This window comes from Streptomyces sp. NPDC034103, from assembly GCF_055575395.1.
In genome coordinates, this window is sequence record NZ_JBVISS010000017.1 from 105,980 (window position 1) to 123,766 (window position 17,787).

At 70.6% G+C, this 17,787-nt stretch carries 17 protein-coding genes; 13 read left to right on the forward strand and 4 right to left on the reverse strand.

Going from position 1 to position 17,787, the window contains the following annotated elements; translation table 11 throughout:
* Positions 1-16: 16 nt before the first annotated feature.
* From ACZ56U_RS33175 to ACZ56U_RS33205, 7 genes are all read left to right on the forward strand, one after another.
* A complete protein-coding gene (locus ACZ56U_RS33175) occupies positions 17-454 on the forward strand; it encodes a TadE/TadG family type IV pilus assembly protein (RefSeq protein ID WP_391239911.1) in 438 nt (145 codons plus the stop codon).
* Positions 455-877: a TadE/TadG family type IV pilus assembly protein gene (locus tag ACZ56U_RS33180; RefSeq protein WP_469087628.1), complete on the forward strand. Its 423-nt coding sequence runs from the start codon at positions 455-457 to the stop codon at positions 875-877. It begins immediately after the preceding gene.
* Positions 874-1,341, forward strand: coding sequence for a Tad domain-containing protein (locus tag ACZ56U_RS33185; RefSeq protein WP_469087629.1), 468 nt, complete (start codon positions 874-876; stop codon positions 1,339-1,341). The genes ACZ56U_RS33180 and ACZ56U_RS33185 overlap by 4 nt, the downstream gene beginning before the upstream one ends.
* Positions 1,342-1,564: 223 nt before the next feature.
* Positions 1,565-4,531 carry a BTAD domain-containing putative transcriptional regulator gene (locus ACZ56U_RS33190; RefSeq protein WP_469087630.1) on the forward strand — a complete coding sequence of 989 codons (2,967 nt, stop codon included), beginning with the start codon at positions 1,565-1,567 and terminating at the stop codon, positions 4,529-4,531.
* Entirely contained in the window at positions 4,528-5,256 is a 729-nt protein-coding gene (locus ACZ56U_RS33195; protein WP_469087631.1) for a prepilin peptidase, read from the forward strand. The genes ACZ56U_RS33190 and ACZ56U_RS33195 overlap by 4 nt, the downstream gene beginning before the upstream one ends.
* Positions 5,257-5,347: 91 nt before the next feature.
* A complete protein-coding gene (gene mqnC, locus ACZ56U_RS33200; protein ID WP_391239898.1) occupies positions 5,348-6,547 on the forward strand; it encodes a cyclic dehypoxanthinyl futalosine synthase in 1,200 nt (399 codons plus the stop codon).
* Between the two features lie 7 nt (positions 6,548-6,554).
* Positions 6,555-7,001 carry an imidazolonepropionase-like domain-containing protein gene (locus ACZ56U_RS33205; protein ID WP_469087632.1) on the forward strand — a complete coding sequence of 149 codons (447 nt, stop codon included), beginning with the start codon at positions 6,555-6,557 and terminating at the stop codon, positions 6,999-7,001.
* 31 nt (positions 7,002-7,032) lie between these two features.
* Here ACZ56U_RS33205 and ACZ56U_RS33210 read toward each other — a convergent pair whose 3' ends face one another.
* Positions 7,033-8,064, reverse strand: a complete 1,032-nt coding sequence (locus ACZ56U_RS33210) for a chitinase (protein ID WP_469087633.1) — start codon at positions 8,062-8,064, stop codon at positions 7,033-7,035.
* Positions 8,065-8,371: 307 nt separating this feature from the next.
* Here ACZ56U_RS33210 and ACZ56U_RS33215 point away from each other — a divergent pair, with 307 nt between their 5' ends.
* Genes ACZ56U_RS33215 through ACZ56U_RS33230 form a run of 4 tightly spaced genes read left to right on the forward strand, consistent with a single transcriptional unit; the run spans position 8,372 to position 13,044 of the window.
* The gene (locus ACZ56U_RS33215; protein ID WP_469087634.1) at positions 8,372-8,773 is read left to right on the forward strand and encodes a hypothetical protein; all 402 of its coding nucleotides are present in this window, start codon (positions 8,372-8,374) and stop codon (positions 8,771-8,773) included.
* A gap of 19 nt (positions 8,774-8,792) precedes the next feature.
* Positions 8,793-11,054: a bifunctional polysaccharide deacetylase/glycosyltransferase family 2 protein gene (locus ACZ56U_RS33220; RefSeq protein WP_469087635.1), complete on the forward strand. Its 2,262-nt coding sequence runs from the start codon at positions 8,793-8,795 to the stop codon at positions 11,052-11,054.
* Positions 11,051-12,352 (forward strand): acyltransferase family protein, encoded by a 1,302-nt coding sequence (locus ACZ56U_RS33225; RefSeq protein ID WP_469087636.1) that lies wholly within the window; start codon positions 11,051-11,053, stop codon positions 12,350-12,352. Before ACZ56U_RS33220 ends, ACZ56U_RS33225 begins: the two co-directional genes overlap by 4 nt.
* Positions 12,349-13,044, forward strand: coding sequence for a demethylmenaquinone methyltransferase (locus tag ACZ56U_RS33230; RefSeq protein ID WP_469087637.1), 696 nt, complete (start codon positions 12,349-12,351; stop codon positions 13,042-13,044). Before ACZ56U_RS33225 ends, ACZ56U_RS33230 begins: the two co-directional genes overlap by 4 nt.
* Before the next feature lie 214 nt (positions 13,045-13,258).
* On the opposite strand, the gene ACZ56U_RS33235 is transcribed toward ACZ56U_RS33230, so the two are convergent.
* Together ACZ56U_RS33235 and ACZ56U_RS33240 are read right to left on the reverse strand one after the other, a co-directional pair.
* Positions 13,259-13,570 (reverse strand): PASTA domain-containing protein, encoded by a 312-nt coding sequence (locus ACZ56U_RS33235; RefSeq protein WP_469087638.1) that lies wholly within the window; start codon positions 13,568-13,570, stop codon positions 13,259-13,261.
* 110 nt (positions 13,571-13,680) lie between these two features.
* Positions 13,681-14,208, reverse strand: a complete 528-nt coding sequence (locus ACZ56U_RS33240) for a GNAT family N-acetyltransferase (RefSeq protein ID WP_469087639.1) — start codon at positions 14,206-14,208, stop codon at positions 13,681-13,683.
* Between the two features lie 97 nt (positions 14,209-14,305).
* Between ACZ56U_RS33240 and ACZ56U_RS33245 the strand changes: the two genes are divergently transcribed.
* Entirely contained in the window at positions 14,306-15,613 is a 1,308-nt protein-coding gene (locus tag ACZ56U_RS33245; protein WP_469087640.1) for a geranylgeranyl reductase family protein, read from the forward strand.
* Positions 15,614-15,873: 260 nt separating this feature from the next.
* Here ACZ56U_RS33245 and ACZ56U_RS33250 read toward each other — a convergent pair whose 3' ends face one another.
* Positions 15,874-16,701, reverse strand: coding sequence for a C40 family peptidase (locus ACZ56U_RS33250; RefSeq protein WP_469087641.1), 828 nt, complete (start codon positions 16,699-16,701; stop codon positions 15,874-15,876).
* A gap of 714 nt (positions 16,702-17,415) precedes the next feature.
* On the opposite strand from ACZ56U_RS33250, the gene ACZ56U_RS33255 reads away from it, so the two are divergent.
* On the forward strand, positions 17,416-17,775 hold the full coding sequence (locus ACZ56U_RS33255) for an NADH-quinone oxidoreductase subunit A (protein ID WP_007383963.1): 360 nt from the start codon (positions 17,416-17,418) through the stop codon (positions 17,773-17,775).
* Positions 17,776-17,787: the final 12 nt, after the last annotated feature.

Consider the following 17,787-nt stretch of genomic DNA (forward strand, 5'->3'; position numbering starts at 1 on the left):
GGGTCTGGTGCAGCACATGCGGGCCTGGGTACGCCGCCGACGGGAAGCCGCCATGACGCGCGGCGACTCCGGCATGACCGCGATCGAGTTCGTGCTGCTCACCCCCGTCCTGTTCTTCATGATCTTCGCCACCGTGCAGTTCGCGCTGTACTTCTTCGCCGATCACGTGGCCCAGGCGGCCGCCCAGGCCGGCGCCCGCAAGGCGCGTGCCACGGCACACGACGAGCCGGGCGCGTGGCGGGGCAAGGCACGGGACGTGGTGGACGACTACATCAGCCAACTCGGTCCGCGCCTGGTGCTGTCGCCGGACGTGGCGATGCTCCAGCCCGAGCAGAACACGGTGGGCGTGGAGATCACGGCACGTGTCCCGTCGGTGTTCCCGGGGCTCGATCTCACCGTGCACGCACAGTCGGTGGGGCCGGTGGAGCGGTTCGTGACGGAGGACGGGAACTAGATGTCGTCCTTCGAGCGACGCCTGCGCGGCGACGACCGCGGCCTGTCCGCCATCGAGGTGGTCATCCTCGCCCCGGTGATGATCCTCTTCATCCTCGTCCTGGTCGCCTTCGGGCAGATGGTGGAGGGCCGGGGCGCCATCGACGGCGCCGCCCGCGACGCGGCCCGCGCGGGCTCGCTCCAGTGGGACGTGGGCAACGCGATGGCCGAGGCGCGGCGGGCGGCCGAGGCCGACCTGACCGACGTCTGCGTCGGCCCGGTGACGGTCGACAAGACCAGCGCGGGCTTCGAGGACGCCGAGCTCTTCACGGTCGAGGTCAGCTGCCGGGTCAAGGGCCTGGGCATGCTCGGCCTCGACATCAAAACCACGATGTCGGGTTCCTTCACGTCCCCGCTGGACCCGTTCAAGAGGAAGGCGGGATGAGGAAGTTGACGCCTTTTCTCCGCCGGCTGGAGTCCCGCCGGTCCCGTCTGGACGACCGCGGCTCCGGCGCCGGCGCGGTCATCATCTTCGCGCTCGTCTTCCTGTCCCTGTCGGCGTTCGTGATCGACGGCGGCCTGTCCATCTCCAAACGGGAACGCGCGGCGGACATCGCCGAACAGGCGGCCCGTTACGCGGCCCAGGACATCGACACCGAGGCCCTGTACGAGAACGAGGGCGGCGACGCCCCGATCAACTACGAGAACTGCGACGCCCGCGTGAAGGCCTTCGCCCGCGAGATGGACATGTCCGCCGCGGACATCGCCGGCACCCACTGCGTGACCGCCGACACCCAACAGGTCCAGGTCGAGGTGCGGTTGACGTACTCGCCGGTGTTCATCGGCATGTTCTACGGCGGTGACGTGATCGTCCACGGGCAGGCGGTGGCGGAGAACCAGGTCGGGTGACGGGAGCTTGAAGGCCAGGCGTGGTGGTGCGAAGAGTGCCCACTGAATGGCGGGCCGCATCTGCGACTCGGGCATATCGCGCGGGTCGTCAGGGATCCCGGCCGGTGGTTGTCCACAGGCCCCTGCCCGGGCTTCGACTCCTTACATAAGATCTCTGTAGTCTCATTGCACCCCCGTACCCCCTCACCTCACAGCCTCGCCACACGACCCCAGGACGCCCGCCATGGCACGACGCCGCAGCTCAAGCTCGTCAAGCTCGACGGGAAACACGACCGCCTCCTCCACCCCGAGGAACCGGACCCCGCAGGCCGTGCGGATCCGGCGGCGTACGTTCGGGGACTTCGTCAAGGCGTTCCTCGCGTTCGTCGCGCTGGCCGTGCTGGTGGTGGGAGTGCCCGGTGCGCTGGCCGTGGCGGTCGGGTGGCCCCTGCCCAGCGGGATGCCGGAGCTGGGCTGGCTGCAGAGGCCCATCACCACCGGCACCTTCCTGAACATCCTGACCGTCATCGTCTGGTTCGCCTGGGCGCAGTTCACCGCCTGTGTACTGGTGGAGATAAAGGCCGCCGTCTCCGGCATCGGGGTCCCCGGCCGCGTCCCCGGCGCCGGGCCGAGCCAGCTCCTCGCCCGGCAGCTCGTCGCCGCCCTGCTGCTCGTCGGAGCCACCGCCGCGAGCCTCACCCCCGGGCTGTCCCAGCTCGGGCACAGCCTGGAGGGCAACCAGCGCGGGACCGTCGCCGCCGCCGAACAGACGCCCGGCGGCGGGCTCTTCGCCCAGCAGCAGGAGCAGGCCGCCAGCACCGCCGCCGCCCTCGCCGAACAGGCCACCCACGCCGCCGCGCAGGCCGACGCGGGGGGCGGCTCGGCTCGAACCGGCGACACGAAGTACTACCGGATCCAGCCGCCCGAGGGCCGTCACCACGACTCCCTCTGGGAGATCGCCGAGCGGCACCTCGGCGACGGACGCCGGTACAAGGAGATCTTCGAGCTCAACAAGGACCGGGTGCAGCCCGACGGCTCCAAGCTGTCCGAGGCGAGCCTCATCCGGCCCGGCTGGATCATGGAGATGCCCGGCGACGCCCGCGGCGGCGACCTCGTCGAGATGCCCGAGACGTCCGGCGGCTCCGCCGCCCAGCAGCAGCTCCACGACTACGCCAAGGCCGGCGGCGACCACGCCGGAGGGGGCAGCGGCCACGCCCAGGGCGGGGGCACCGGCGCCGGCCAGGCCTTCCTCCCCGAACAGCGCCCCGCCCCGGACCAGCCCGGCCACCAGCAGCAGACGCACGCCGGCTCCACCGACGCAGGATTCGGTCTCCCCGAGGCCCTCGTCGGCGCCCCCCTCCTCGCCGCCGGTCTCCTCGGAGCCCTCGGACGGCGCCGCCGACAGGCCCTGTGGCAGTCGGCCTTCGGTGCCGTCAGCGGGCGGCGCGGCATGGAACCGCCCACGCCGACCGGGGACGCCGCCAACGCCCAGGACGCCCTTCTGGTCGGCGCCGACCCCGAGGGCGTACGCCTGCTCGACCGCTCCCTGCGCGGACTGGCCGCGTCCCTCGCCGCCGAGTCCCGCCCCCTGCCCACCGTCTACGCCACCTGGCTCGGCAACAACGGCGACCTCCACCTCCAGCTCGCCCAGCCGTCCGGGAACCCGCCGGCCCCCTGGCAGCTCGGCCAGGACCAGACGTTCTGGATGCTCGCGCGCACCGACGCCGAGCGGTACGAGGACGTCGACGCCGCGGCCCCCTACCCGGGCCTGGTCAGCCTCGGCACCATGGACGACTCCCGGCTGCTGCTCAACCTGGAGTCCGTGCCCGGCCTCGTCTCGCTGAGCGGCAGCGAGACCGACCGCGCCGCCGTCTTCGCCTCCGTCGCCGCCGAACTCGCCACCAACGGCTGGTCGGACCGCATGACCATCACCCTCGTCGGCTTCGGCGAGGATCTCACCCCGCTCGCGCCCAACCGGCTGCGCCACCTCGACGGCATCGACGACCTCCTGGAGACCATGGAGGCCGAGACCCGGCAGCGGCGCGGCGCGCTCGGCGCCGCCGGACACGACTCCGTGCTCATCGGCCGCACCGGGCCCGCCCAGCACACCCGTTGGGCCCCGCATCTCGTCCTGCTCGCCGCCGAGCCGTCCGCCGACGACGCGATGAAGCTCGCCGAGCTCGCCGCCGACGCCGGCCGGCTCGGCATCGGCTACCTCGTCGGCACCGAGAGCGGCGATCTGCCCGGCGCCGCCTGGGAGATGGAGATCACCGGCGAGGGCAAGCTGCTCGCCCCGCTGCTCGGCCTCGAACTCGACGCCCAGCTGCTGCCCGTGCCCCTCCAGCGCGCGGTCGTCGAGCTGTTCGTCGACTCCGACCCGGACCGCGACCCGCAGGGCCCGACCACCACGCCGCCGTTCCTCGTCGACATCAGCGAGCAGGGGCGGCCCGCGGTGTACGCGCGGCTCGTCGGACCGTACGAGATCATCGGCCTCGACACCCCCGACGGTGACCGCAGCGCCCTCCTCCACGAGGCGCTCGCCCTGCTGCTCCTGCACCGCGAGGGCGTCCACCCGCGCGTGCTGTCCTCCGCGCTGTGGCCGCGCGGTGTCACCGACGACGTCCGCGAGGCGCTCCTGGACCGGCTCCGCACCTGGCTCGGCACCGACCCCGACGGCAGCCCGCGGCTGCGGACCGACGCGACCGGGCGGCTCACCCTCGCCAAGTCCGTCGTCTCCGACCTGGACGTGCTGCGCTCGCTCTACCACGAGGCCACGCAGGGGCGCGGAGTCGACAGCCGGGTCGTGCGCGGGCGGCTGCTCACCGACGCGCTGGTGCTGGTGCGCGGCCCACTCCTCGCCGACCGGCCCGAGGGGCGCTACCGCTGGCTCACCCACGAGATCGTCGACGCCCAACTCCCGCTGCTGGTCGCGGACATCGGCCTCGCGCTCTCCGAGTTCCACCTGGTCAAGGACCGCGCGGAGAAGGCCATCGAGGCCCTCGGCGCCGCCCTCAACTCCGCGCCCGCCGACGAGCGGCTCTGGCACGAACTGCTCCGCGCCACCCACGCCACCGGCGACACCGACCGGCTCCAGGCCCTCGCCGCCGACCTCATCGCCCGCAGCGGGTCCCGCGGACTGCCGCCGCGCACCGAGGCACTCCTCGACGAGCTGCTGCCGACGTGGCGCGAGAACGTCGCGGCCGTGGGATGACCCTCCCGCTGATCGTCGCCGCCGCGCTCTGGGGCGCGGCGGCGGGCGCGTTCCTGCCGAGGGCCGCCTTCCGGTTCTCCGTGCCGGCGGGCGAGGCCTGGCGCGAGACCTGTCCCGCCGGCCACCCGATCACGGGGTGGCTCGGGCGGGGACGCTGCCGGCAGTGCGAGGGCGCGCCGTCCTACGGCCCTTCGGGCGCCCTCCTCGCCGCCGTCACCGCCGTCGTCTGCGCCGCCCTCGCCGCCGCCACCGGCACCCGGCCCGAGCTCGGCGTCTGGCTGCTGCTCGCCCCGCTCGGCGTGCTGCTCGCCGTCGTCGACCTGCGGGTCCAACGGCTGCCCGACCCGCTGACCCTGCCGCTCGCGGGCGCCGCTCCGGTGCTGCTGGGCGTCGTCTCCTTCGTGCCCGAGCACACCGGCGCATGGCTGACCGCGCTCTACGGCGCCCTCGCGCTGGGGCTCGCGTTCTTCGTGCTGTTCCTGATCAACCCCGCCGGCATGGGCTTCGGCGACGTGAAGCTGGCCCTCGGTCTCGGCGCGGTGCTCGGCTGGTACGGCTGGCCGACGGTCATGCTGGGCACCTTCGCCGGGTTCCTGCTGGGCGCGCTGTACGGCGGCGCGCTGGTCGTCGCGCGGAAGGCGGGGCGCAAGACGGCGATCCCGTTCGGACCGTTCCTGATCACGGGGGCGTTCGTCGGACTGCTGATCGGCGCGTACGCGGCCTGACGTCGGTGCCGCAAAGACGCTGGCGTAGGCTGGCCGGGTCCGTCCAATACCGATGGTTCCGTCCACAACCCTTGACGAAAGGGACACCCCGGTGACCGAGAAGGCCGACCTTCAGTCCGTCCTCGACCGCGCCGCCGCCGGTGGGCGGATCACTCCGGAGGAGGCGCTCGACCTCTACCGCGACGCCCCGCTGCACGCGCTCGGCGCGGCCGCCGACGCCGCACGCCGCCGCCGGTACGCCGGGACCGAGCACATCGCGACGTACATCATCGAGCGGAACATCAACTACACGAACGTCTGCGTGACGGCGTGCAAGTTCTGCGCGTTCTACGCCCCGCCGAAGGCCAAGGACAAGGGCTGGACCCGCGACCTCGACGACATCCTGCGCCGCTGCGCGGAGACCGTGGAGCTGGGCGGCACGCAGATCATGTTCCAGGGCGGGCACCACCCGGACTACGGCGTGGAGTACTACGAGGAGCACTTCGCCGCCATCAAGCAGGCCTTCCCGCAGCTGGTGATCCACTCCCTCGGCGCGTCCGAGGTCGAGCACATGGCGCGGATCTCGAAGGTGAGCGTCGAGGAGGCGATCCAGCGGATCCACGCCGCCGGGCTCGACTCCTTCGCGGGCGCGGGCGCCGAGCTGCTGCCCGAGCGCCCCCGCAAGGCCATCGCACCGCTGAAGGAGTCCGGCGAGCGCTGGCTGGAGATCATGGAGACCGCGCACCGGCTGGGCGTGGAGTCGACGTCGACCATGCTCATGGGCACCGGCGAGACCAACGCCGAGCGCATCGAGCACCTGCGGATGATCCGGGACACCCAGGACCGGACGGGCGGCTTCCGGGCCTTCATCCCGTACCTGTACCAGCCGATGAACAACCACCTGAAGGGCCGCACGCAGGCCACGATCCTCGAGTACCTGCGGATGATCGCGGTCGCCCGGCTCTTCATGGACAACATCGCGCACATCCAGGGCTCTTGGCTGACCACCGGCCAGGACGCGGGCCAGCTGACGCTGCACTACGGCGCGGACGACCTCGGCTCGGTGATGCTGGAGGAGAACGTCGTCTCGGCGGCCGGTGCCAAGCACCGCTCCAACCTCCAGGAAATGATCGACATGATCCGTACGGCGGGGCGGGTCCCGGCCCAGCGCTCCACCACATACGAGCACCTCGTCGTGCACGACGACCCGGCGAACGACCCGGTCGACGCGCGCGTGCAGTCCCACATCTCCTCGACGGCCATCGAGGGCGGGACGGCACACCCCGAGCTGAAGATCCTCGCGTCCAACTAGCCCGCCGATGGAGACCATTCACGCCGCCGACGCGGTCCGCTGCACCTGGGCCTCGGAGCCGATCAGGAACGGCGCCGTGCTGGTGGGGCGGGACCGGGTCGGCGCGGTCGGGACGCTGGAGGAGCTGCGGGAGCGGTTCCCGGGCGCCCGGGTCCGCGTCTGGCCCGGCGTCCTCGGACCCGCCCGAATCCACGAGGGGCCGCTCCCGGACGCCCCGACCCCACGGGAACGCATCCACGCCGTACTGAAGTCGGGTGCGGTGGCGGTCCTCGCGGAGTACGCCGACACCCCCGAACTCCGTGCCGCCGCCGAGCGGAACGACGTGGTCGTGCTCCCCCGCACACAGACCACCGCGATCAGGGAAGTGGGCCGCGCCGACCTGGCCGTCTTCGACGACGACGGCGAGTGCGTCGCGACCGTCTGCTCCGGCCGGCTGGTCCACCGCAGGCGCTGAGCGACCCCTCGGTGCCGACTGCCGGAGCCCCTCAGTTCTCCGCGAACGCCGCCGCGAAGGCGCCCGAACTCTGCTCCACCCCGCTGCAGTTCGTCAGCTCGTCGCCGTCGGCGCCGCACTCCTGGTCGCGGAAGGTCGACCACATCGACACCCAGGCGATCTCCTTCTCCTCGGCGTAGGACCGGACTTGGGCCGCGTCGGCGAGGGTGAACGTCTCGCCGTCGACGTCGTTGACCCCGATCATCGAGGTCAGCGCCATCGCGCGCCACGCCGTCGCCCCGGACGTGCCGAAGACGTCCATCAGCTGCGTGTGCGTGGCCTTGGCGGAGGCGATCGCGTAGCCGCCCATGTCCCCGTCGTAGGACTCGCTGTAGTTCATGGTCATGATGTTGACCGTCGAGACCTGTACGGAACTGTCGTTGGCGGACTCCAGCAGCGCGAGGCTGTCGTCGTCGAGCCCCGAGGGCATCACCGGCAGCGTGAACGACACCGTCAGGTCGCCGCGTTCCTCCTGGAGCAACGCGAGCGCCTCGGACCGCAGTTCCACCGACTCGGTGTCCGTCAGGGTGTCACCCTCGATGTCGAAGTCGGCCTGGGCGGAGCCGGCCGCGTCGAGTGCCGTGCCGTAGGCCTCGGCCAGCTCCGAGGCGCTGTCACAGCTCTCCGCGAGCTCCTTGCCGGAGGCACCGCCGAAGGAGACGCGGACGCTCGCGCCGTCCTCCTTGAGCTGCGAGATCCGGGACGCCACCGAGGAGTCGCCGATGGCGTGCGTGCCGTTCCAGGTGGGCGTGCACGTGCTGCCGTCCGCGATCACGAAGGCCAGGTTGTACGTCGTCGGCGAGCCGGCCGCGTCGTTGTCGGAGGCTTCGGTGGCGCTGACGTAGGGGGCGTAGGAGGTGCCGGAGGAGGTGCCGGAGGAGGTGCCGGAGGGGCTGTTCGTCGGGGGCGCCGACGTCGTGGTGGGTGCCGCGTCGGACGTGGTGTCGGTGTCGGCCGAACATCCCGCCGTGGCCAGGGCAAACAAGCAACCCAGCCCTGCCGCCGGCCTCAGGAAACGCCGCATTCCGCATGCACCCGCTCTCGTGATCTCTGTCTCAGGACGGAAACAAACCGTGTCGGCCGAGTGGAAATGTCTCACACCGGGCTGAGTCCCACGGGGACAGAATGCGCACAGCGAACCCATGGACATGGCGCCGCAAATCGGGCTCTTCGGGTGCCGAAAGCGGGCAATCGACGCCTTTCCGCTTCGCCGGAGTTGCGCAGGCTTTCCAGCAACCTCTCAGAGAAGAGACAGGTAAAGGCGTTTCTCATACGCGCCTCACAACGATCCCTGGGTTTTGGACACATAAAGACTCTCTAACGTCCGGGGAATGCATTCCGAGCCTGCCATCGAAAACCGCATCCCGCGCGGTCGCCGTCGCAAACGCCGCGGCAACGAGTCCGCCGAGGGGCCCGTGTTCGTTGACAACTCCGGACGCCGCTCCAGGCTGCTGCGCCGGATCGGCCTCCTCGTCGGCGTCCTGTGTGTCGGGTACGCCGTCGTCCTGGGCCTGGCCTTCCTGGGCATCGGCGCCTCGACCCCGTCCTCGCTGCTGCCCTTCGGTGGCGGCCAGGGCGGTCCGGGCGCCCAGAACGGCACCGGCCCCGGCACCGAGCCCCAGGGCGGCATCGGCGACAACGTGCGGCCCAGCGGCTCCCCGCCCGCCCCGCCCTCGGGCGCGCCCACGCCGTCCGACTCCGCGACCGCGACCGCGACCGCGACCGCGAACTGACCGGAGCGCAGCCACCGTTATGACGACGACTCCCTCCCGAGGCCGCCGCCGCGCCCCCTCCCGGCTCGGCCGGGCGGCGGGCCGGGCCGCGGCGCTCCAGAAGCCCCGCGTCCTGCTCGCGGGGCTGCTCCTGCTCGCACTGACCAGCGTGATGCTGCTCGACGGCTATCTGCGCGCCGAGGTCGGCGGCGACCAGCGGGTCCGCGACGGGGCCAGCTCCAGCAAGGTCCCCGACACGATCCTGAACGGCGGGCCGATCCTGACCTTCCGCGGCGGACAGGCCACGACCGTCTCCGTGCCGGACAAGACGATCGCGCTGACCTTCGACGACGGCCCCAACCCGACGTACACGCCACAGGTGTTGGAGATCCTGGAGAAGTACGACGTGCCCGCCACGTTCTTCGTGGTCGGCTCGATGGTGTCGCGCTTCCCGGACATCGTGAAGGACATGGTCGAGCAGGGGAACGAGGTGGGCATCCACACCTTCACCCACGTCGACCTCTCCTACCAGAGCGACGCCCGCGTCGACCGGGAGATGCAGCAGACCCAGCTGGCGCTCGCGGGCGCGGCCGGCATCACCACCACGCTGTTCCGGGCGCCGTACTCCTCGGAGACGGACGCCATCGACAACTACAGCTGGCCGGTCTACGAAAAGCTCGGCGCGGACGGCTACACCAGCGTCTTCGTCGACACCGACAGCGACGACTGGAAGAAGCCGGGCGTCTCGAAGATCGTTAAGTGGGCGACGCCGTCCCAGTCCAAGGGCGCGTCCGTGCTCTTCCACGACGCCGGCGGCGAGCGCTCGCAGACGATCAAGGCGCTGCCCGAGTACATCGAGAAGATGCGGGCGAAGGGGTACACCTTCACCACCATCAGCGGGGTGCTGGCCGCGGAGCGGACGGCCACCGGGCAGCTGCAGGCGGGCGCGCCGGCCGCCGTGAACGGGGAGCGGCCTGGTGCCGCGGGCAGCCTCCAGGCCGCCCACCGCGAGGCCACCGGCACGACCCTCTACGAGGGCAAGGCCTTGCTCGCGGCCGTCGCCGTCGCCGAGTACGCCGTCCCCACCCTGTCGGTCGGCCTCATGGTCGTCGGGGTCGCCGTCATGGGCCGGTTCGGGATGATGCTGATCCTCGCCCGCCGCCACTACAGACAGCGCAACAAACGCCGGTTCAGCTGGGGCCCCACGGTCGGCGGGCCGGTGAGCGTGATCGTCCCGGCGTACAACGAGAAGGAGTGCATCGCCAACACGCTGAAGTCGCTGGCGCGGAGCACCCATCCGATCGAGATCATCGTCGTCGACGACGGCTCCACCGACGGCACCTCCGAGATCGCCCGCGACGCCGCCCGCGCACTCGGCATGACCAACGTCCGGGTCATCCGCCAGGAGAACGCGGGCAAGCCCGCCGCCCTCAACCACGGGGTCCGCAGCGCCAGTTACGACATCGTCGTGATGATGGACGGCGACACCGTCTTCGAGCCGGACGCCGTGCACCAGTTGGTGCAGCCCTTCGCCGACCCCGCGGTCGGCGCGGTCGCCGGCAACGCCAAGGTCGGCAACCGCGACACGATCATCGGCGCCTGGCAGCACATCGAGTACGTGATGGGCTTCAACCTGGACCGCCGCATGTACGACCTGCTGCGCTGCATGCCGACGATCCCCGGTGCGATCGGCGCGTTCCGGCGCGAGGCGGTGCTCGAGGTCGGCGGGATGAGCGAGGACACCCTCGCCGAGGACACCGACATCACCATCGCCATGCACCGGGCGGGCTGGCGGGTCGTCTACCAGGAGCACGCCAAGGCCTGGACGGAGGCGCCGGGTTCGCTCAAGCAGCTGTGGTCGCAGCGCTACCGGTGGTCGTACGGGACCATGCAGGCGCTGTGGAAGCACCGCAAGTCCCTCACGGACAAGGGGCCTTCGGGCCGCTTCGGGCGGGTCGGCATGCCGCTGGTGGTGATCTTCCAGATCGTGACGCCGGTCTTCGCCCCGCTGATCGACGTCTTCACGGCGTACTCGATGATCTTCATCGACTTCGAGGCGGCGCTGCTGGCCTGGTTCGCGGTGCTGGCGGTCCAACTGGTCTGCGCGGCCTACGCCTTCCGGCTGGACCGGGAGAAGTACCGCTACCTGCTGATGATGCCGCTCCAGCAGCTGGCCTACCGGCAGATGATGTACCTCGTCCTCATCCACTCGTGCATCACGGCCCTCACGGGCGGCCGGCTGCGCTGGCAGAAGCTGAAGCGGACCGGCGAGGTCGGCACCCCGGCGGGGGCGAGCCGATGAGCTGGGAGCAGCAGGGGTACGAGTCCGGGTCCGAGTCCCATCCCGGCCACCAACAGAGTTACGCGTACGACTACGACTATGAGTACGGCTACGGCTATGGGTACGGGGGCCAGCAGCCGCCGTACCCGGACCACGGGCAGGCCACAGCGCCGCTGCCGGTCGTGGAGCCGGAGCCGGAACCCCAGCCCGTGCCGGAACCGGGGGAGGGGGCGGCGGAGGAGAAGCCGCCTGCCCTCTCCGCCGGTCGCGACCGCTACTTCGACACGCTCCGGGCGGTCGCCCTGATCCGGGTCGTCACCTATCACACCTTCGGGTGGGCCTGGTGCGGCCTGGTCTTCCCCTCCATGGGGATCATGTTCGGCCTGGCCGGCACCCTGATGGCGAAGTCCCTTCAGCGGCCGCCGCTGAAGGTGGTGCGCGGCCGCCTCCGACGGCTGCTGCCCCCCTTCTGGTTCTGGGGCTTCTTCGTGGTCCTGGCGATGCTGGTCCACGGCTGGATACCGCACTGGGACGTCGTCTACTGGATCGTGCCGTTCGGTGACCCGCCGGGCAGCCGGTGGGGCGTCCAGGCCTGGGAGATCCTCTGGTACCTGCGGACGTACCTCTGGTTCGTGCTGCTGTCCCCGCTCCTGCTGAAGGTGTTCCGGCTCGCCCCGCTCCCGGCGCTCTTCCTGTCCCTCGCGCCGATCCTGGTCCTGAACCTCGTGTGGCCCGGCCCCGACGGGCGGCTCGGCAACGAGATGTGGGACTTCTCCACGTACCTCTTCTGCTGGGTCCTCGGCTTCGCGCACCGCGACGGCGTGCTCCAGCGGCTGAGGCCGGCGCTGGTGGTCGCCCTGTCGTCGGCCGCGATCGGCTACGGCGGCTGGTACGCCTTCGCCCACCAGGGCGAGGTCGGCACCTACGACCTCGACGAGATCCCGCTGGCGCAGGCCTTCTGGTCAGCCGGGTACGTGATGCTGCTGATGTGGGCCAAGGCGTACTTCCGGATCGACTTCGCGTGGCTCACCCGCTTCCCGAGGCTCGACCGGGTCGTGACGGTCTTCAACGCGCGCGCGGTGACGATCTACCTCTGGCACGAGATCGCCTTGATCCTCGCCGTACCCCTGATCGACCAGTTCTGGAACGTGCCCGCCTTCGAGACGTATCTGCCGCTGGAGAGCCAGTGGTTCATGTTCGGGATCGGATGGGTGCTGATCGCGGCGTTCGTGCTGGTGTGCGGCTGGGTGGAGGACGTGGCCGGGAAGAAGAAGCCCCGGCTCGTGCCGGGAGGGCGGGCTGCAAGAATGGGCCCGTGACCCGCGCTTCCCTGAACAAGCAGCCGCACGAAGTCGCCTCGATGTTCGACGACGTGGCGGAACGGTACGACCTGACCAACGACGTGCTGTCGCTCGGCCAGGACCGGGCGTGGCGCAAGGAGGTCGCCAAGGCGGTCGACGCCCGGCCCGCGCAGAAGATCCTAGACCTGGCGGCCGGTACGGCCACCTCGTCCCTGCCGTTCGCGAGGACCGGCGCGTACGTCGTCCCCTGCGACTTCTCGCTGGGCATGCTCCGGGTCGGCAAGAAGAACCACCCGTGGCTGCCGCTGACGGCGGGCGACGCGACGAGGCTGCCCTTCAAGGACGACACCTTCGACGCGGTCACGATCTCCTTCGGGCTGCGCAACGTGCAGGACTTCGACGCCGCGCTGCGCGAGATGCACCGGGTGACCAAGCCCGGCGGCCGGGTCGTGATCTGCGAGTTCTCGCACCCGACCTGGGCGCCCTTCCGCACGGTCTACACCGAGTACCTGATGCGCGCCCTGCCGCCCGTCGCCCGCGCGGTCTCCTCCAACCCCGACGCCTACGTCTACCTCGCGGAGTCCATCCGCGCCTGGCCCGACCAGCCCGCGCTGGCCGAGCACCTGAAGAAGGCCGGCTGGTCGAAGGTGGCCTGGCGGAACCTGACCGGCGGCGTGGTCGCCCTGCACCGGGGATTCAAGGCGAGCTGAGGCCGTCCTGGGGCTTCTGGGCATGCCGGGGTCCTTGGGGACACTGGGTGCGCCGGGGGCCTCGGCGCGGGGCTGAGGGGGGCTCTGGGTGCGCCAAGGGCTCGGTGGGGCCGAGGACTCGGGGTACGCCGGGGTCCGCGGGGGCCGAGGGGGGACCCTGGGTGTGCCAAGGGCTCGGCGGGGCCGAGGACTCGGGGTGAGCGCTGAGGGGAACTCAGGACGGGCCCGCGACCGTACAGGGGTCTCCCGGCTCGTCCAGCTCGCGCCGCAGTCCGCCGCCCGACGGTTTCGGTGGGCGCGGCTCGCGGATGCCTCCGCCGCCGTCACCCGGGCCGACGTCGAACCACACGTAGACCATCGACTCCCGCGGCACCTCGGCACCGGGCTGCGGGTACTGGCGTACGACGTAGTCGACCACGGCGAGCGTGAGGTCCTGCCGGTCCGGCGTGCTGAGGAGCAGGCCCCGCGCCCGGGCCGTCTCGCGTGCGTCCACGGCCATCAGGCCGACCAGACGCGGTACGCGCACTTCGGGTGTTGCGGGTGTTATGCGCACAGATGTCACCCCCAGCGGTACTGGCAGGGTAACCGCACAGGGGTGCCGGTCGGAAGCGGCAGGTGTCTTTCCGTAGCCGACGGCTACTCGGAGTCACCGCGCGGAGCCAGATCCAGGCGGTAGCAGAGCGCGTCCTCCGCGAGCCGCGGGTGCGGGAACGTCTCCGCCAGCTCCATGCCCAGGCGCCGGGTCACCGCGACGGACCGCTCGTTGCCGGGTCTGACCATCGCCACGACGTTCCTGACGCCCGCCGCCCGGAGCCGTTCCAGCGTCATCCGCGCGGCGACCGTCGCGTACCCCCTGCCCCAGTACGCGCGCCCGAGCCGCCAGCCGATCTCGATCTCACCCGTCGGCCCCCAGTCCCGCGGCCACGGCTGGGCCCCGGTGAACCCGATGACCCGCTCGTCCTCGTCGACCATGGTCCACAGACAGAACCCGAGTTCGGCGTCGTGCCGGCGCTGGCGGGCGGTGAGTTCCTCGTAGACGGACAACTCCGCCGACCTGCCACCGTGGAACTCCATGACGTCCGGGTCGTCGAAGAGCCGGTGCCAGGCGACGGCGTCCTCGTCGGTGGGGACGCGCAGCCGTACTACGGGGAGAGCTCGGTTCACGGGGCAACCCTTCAGCCGGGTGATCAATCGTGCTGAATAGACTGCCCATGTCCAGTGCCGGTCGGCACGCAGATGTCGAACTTGGGGAGATCCCGCTGTGACCGAGCCCCACTCCGAGCCCGTCTCCGAGGCCCTTTCCGAGAACACCGCCGATGTGATCGTCGTCGGCGCGGGCCCGGCGGGCTCCACGACCGCGTATTACCTCGCCAAGGCCGGACTAGACGTACTCCTGCTGGAGAAGACCGCGTTCCCGCGCGAGAAGGTCTGCGGCGACGGCCTCACCCCGCGCGCCACGAAACAGCTCGTGGCCATGGGCATCGACATCTCCGAGGAAGCCGGCTGGCTGCGCAACAAGGGCCTGCGCATCATCGGCGGCGGCGTCCGCCTCCAGCTGGACTGGCCGGAGCTCGCCTCGTACCCCGACTACGGACTCGTCCGCAAGCGCGACGACTTCGACGAGCAACTCGCCCGCCAGGCCCAGAAGGCGGGCGCGCGACTGTACGAGCGGTGCAACGTCGGCGCGCCCATCGTCGACGACCGCACCGGCCGGATCACCGGCGTGCACGCCAAGCTGGGGGAGGACAAGCGGGAGGTCACCTTCCACGCGCCCCTGGTGGTCGCCGCCGACGGCAACTCCACCCGGCTGTCCCTGGCGATGGGCCTGCACCGCCGCGAGGACCGCCCGATGGGCGTCGCCGTCCGCACGTACTTCGAGTCGCCGCGCCACGAGGACGACTACCTGGAGTCCTGGCTGGAGCTGTGGGACCGCCGCGGCCCCGAGCCCCGGCTGCTGCCGGGCTACGGCTGGATCTTCGGCATGGGCGACGGCACCTCCAACGTGGGCCTCGGTGTGCTGAACACCTCCGACTCCTTCAAGGAGCTCGACTGGCGCGAGGTGCTCAAGGCCTGGTGCGCCTCGATGCCCGAGGAGTGGGGCTACACCCCCGAACACATGACGGGCCCGATCCGCGGCGCCGCCCTGCCGATGGCCTTCAACCGCCAGCCTCACTACACCAAGGGCCTGCTCCTGGTCGGCGACGCGGGCGGCATGGTGAACCCCTTCAACGGCGAGGGCATCGCCTACGCCATGGAGTCCGGCCAGATCGCCGCCGACGTCATCGTCCAGGCCCACGCACGGGCCACGCCGGCCCAGCGGGAGATCGCCCTCCAGCGCTACCCGCAGATCCTCAAGGACACCTACGGCGGCTACTACACGCTGGGCCGCGCCTTCGTGAAGCTCATCGGCAACCCGAAGGTCATGAAGATCGCGGCCCAGCGCGGCCTCACCCACCCGATGCTCATGAAGTTCACCCTGAAGATGCTCGCCAACCTCACCGACCCGACGGGCGGCGACGCGATGGACCGGATCATCAACGGGCTGAGCAAGGTGGCCCCGCGCGCGTGAGCGGGGGGAAGGCCTGAGCCTGGACCTGAATCAGGCCTTCCGCTTCTCGATGTCGGGGGCCCGGCGGGCGAGGACCTCGTCCCGCCGGGCCGCCACCTGCCGCTGCGCGTCCCCGCGTTCGCGCTGGTCCGTCCAGGCTCAGGGCACGCGGAGGGGCCGCTGGTCCGTCCAGGCTCAGGGCACGCGGAAGGGCCGCTGCCCCCGAGCGGCTGCGGCCCTTACGACGTTCCGTACGCGTGTGCGTCTTTGGTGCGGTCCCGTCAGAGTACGCGCACGGCACCCGAGGCCGGGTAGCCCGACAGGTCCTGGATGACGACGCCCTTGGACGGGTTGGCCGCGTCCAGGTACTGGCCGCCACCGATGTAGACACCCACGTGGTAGGCGGAACCCTTGCCGCCCCAGTAGAGGATGTCGCCGACCTGGATCTGCGACAGCGGGATGTCGGTGCCCCGCATCGACTGGTCCTGGGAGACTCGCGGCAGGTCGACACCGACCTGCTTGAACGCCGCCTGGACCAGGCTCGAACAGTCCCACGCGTTCGGGCCGGTGGCGCCCATGACATAGGCGTCGCCCACCTGCGCCTTGAGGAAGGCGATGACGGTCCCCACGGAGCCGCTGGCGGGCGCCGAGACGGTCGTGGAGGTCGTGGTGGCGGAGAGGGTGGTCCGCTCCGAGGAACGCGAGGCGGCGGCCTCAGCGGCGGCCTTACGGGCCTCCTCGGCCTTCTTCTTGGCCTCGGCCTTCTTCTTCGCCTCCAGCAGGTCCTTCTTGGCCTCCTTGGCGGCGGCCGCGGCGGCGGCGTCCCGCTCGGCCTGAAGCTCGTAGTTCGCGGCAGCCTGCTGCGTGGCGTCCGCGGACTCGGCGACCTGGGCGGCCAGGTCGGCCGTGAGCGTGGGCAGTTCGAGGGTCTGCGTGGTCTCGGCGGCGCTCGCCGAGGCCGACGCGCCCGCCGCTGCCATGCTGAGAACGCCACCGGCAACTCCGGCGCGCACGGCGAGCGATGTCGTCGCGCTGCGGCGGGGCTTCCGGTGGCTGCGTATGTGAGCGGTGTGGGACATGAGAACAACCGGTATCAGGGGCTCCTCCATACCTTCAAGAAACGTGTGGTGCGCCACAGTTGTTCAACCGACGCCCCAATTACCCCCCATGGCTTTCTTTATTGACGCCGTAACGGACATTGCGGACCTGGCCCTACACGGCTGTGATCATGCACTTTCGTGTTTACGTCCGAATTGCCCCGCGCCTACCATCGGTTGGGACAAGTGGCCAACCCCGGTTCTCACGGACCTCTCATCAATGTGGCGGAGGTCACGCAACGGTCACAGCGGCGGCTGCGTCTCGCGCGCATCTCTCGCCCTCGCTCGCTCGTGAACGCGTGCACGCGTCCACATCGCGCCTCACGACTCCTTCTGATGTGTGAACGCCGCGCACTATCAAGCCGCCGCGTCCAACGCCAATTTGCATGCAAGGGAATTGTCTTGATATGGAGACGCCCGCTCCCACGTGCGCCGACGAGCCAAAATGTCACCTCTGGTGATCACTCGGACGCTTCACGTGTGAAGATCACCGCTCATCCGACTTCATGATCCTTCGTCAGGTGGTGGAGATCACAAAGCTTGTGCAATACCCCGTGTCGCAGATCACAGACCGGCGGGCATAAGATGCGGGTCAGTTGGGCTTGTGACCTGCTTCACATGTTCGCGATCTTCGCCGGGACAGGCGGGACTTGCGAGGCGCGTGAGGCGGAAGCGAACCCGATGCCATCGCCAGCAGTCAGTGCCGACTGAGAGGAGCGAGGAGCGGTGAACGCGTATGCGCCCATCCTCGTACTGGGAGCCCTCGGGGCAGGCTTTGCGATCTTCTCCGTGGTCATGGCCACGCTGATCGGACCAAAGCGGTACAACCGAGCCAAGCTCGAGGCCTACGAGTGCGGGATCGAGCCGACCCCCACGCCGGCCGGCGGCGGGCGCTTCCCCATCAAGTACTACCTGACGGCGATGCTCTTCATCGTCTTCGACATCGAGATCGTCTTCCTCTACCCCTGGGCCGTCACCTTCGACGCCCTGGGTGTTTTCGGGCTCGTGGAGATGCTGCTCTTCGTGCTCACCGTCTTCGTCGCGTACGCGTACGTGTGGCGGCGCGGCGGCCTGGAATGGGACTGAGGGGCCTCTAAC

Coding starts and splice junctions, on each gene's coding strand:
- ACZ56U_RS33175 (WP_391239911.1), top strand. CDS start 17: ATGCGGGCCTGGGTACGCCGCCGACGGGAAGCCGCCATGACGCGCGGC.
- ACZ56U_RS33180 (WP_469087628.1), top strand. CDS start 455: ATGTCGTCCTTCGAGCGACGCCTGCGCGGCGACGACCGCGGCCTGTCC.
- ACZ56U_RS33185 (WP_469087629.1), top strand. CDS start 874: ATGAGGAAGTTGACGCCTTTTCTCCGCCGGCTGGAGTCCCGCCGGTCC.
- ACZ56U_RS33190 (WP_469087630.1), top strand. CDS start 1,565: ATGGCACGACGCCGCAGCTCAAGCTCGTCAAGCTCGACGGGAAACACG.
- ACZ56U_RS33195 (WP_469087631.1), top strand. CDS start 4,528: ATGACCCTCCCGCTGATCGTCGCCGCCGCGCTCTGGGGCGCGGCGGCG.
- ACZ56U_RS33205 (WP_469087632.1), top strand. CDS start 6,555: ATGGAGACCATTCACGCCGCCGACGCGGTCCGCTGCACCTGGGCCTCG.
- ACZ56U_RS33210 (WP_469087633.1), bottom strand. CDS start 8,064: ATGCGGCGTTTCCTGAGGCCGGCGGCAGGGCTGGGTTGCTTGTTTGCC.
- ACZ56U_RS33215 (WP_469087634.1), top strand. CDS start 8,372: ATGCATTCCGAGCCTGCCATCGAAAACCGCATCCCGCGCGGTCGCCGT.
- ACZ56U_RS33220 (WP_469087635.1), top strand. CDS start 8,793: ATGACGACGACTCCCTCCCGAGGCCGCCGCCGCGCCCCCTCCCGGCTC.
- ACZ56U_RS33225 (WP_469087636.1), top strand. CDS start 11,051: ATGAGCTGGGAGCAGCAGGGGTACGAGTCCGGGTCCGAGTCCCATCCC.
- ACZ56U_RS33250 (WP_469087641.1), bottom strand. CDS start 16,701: ATGGAGGAGCCCCTGATACCGGTTGTTCTCATGTCCCACACCGCTCAC.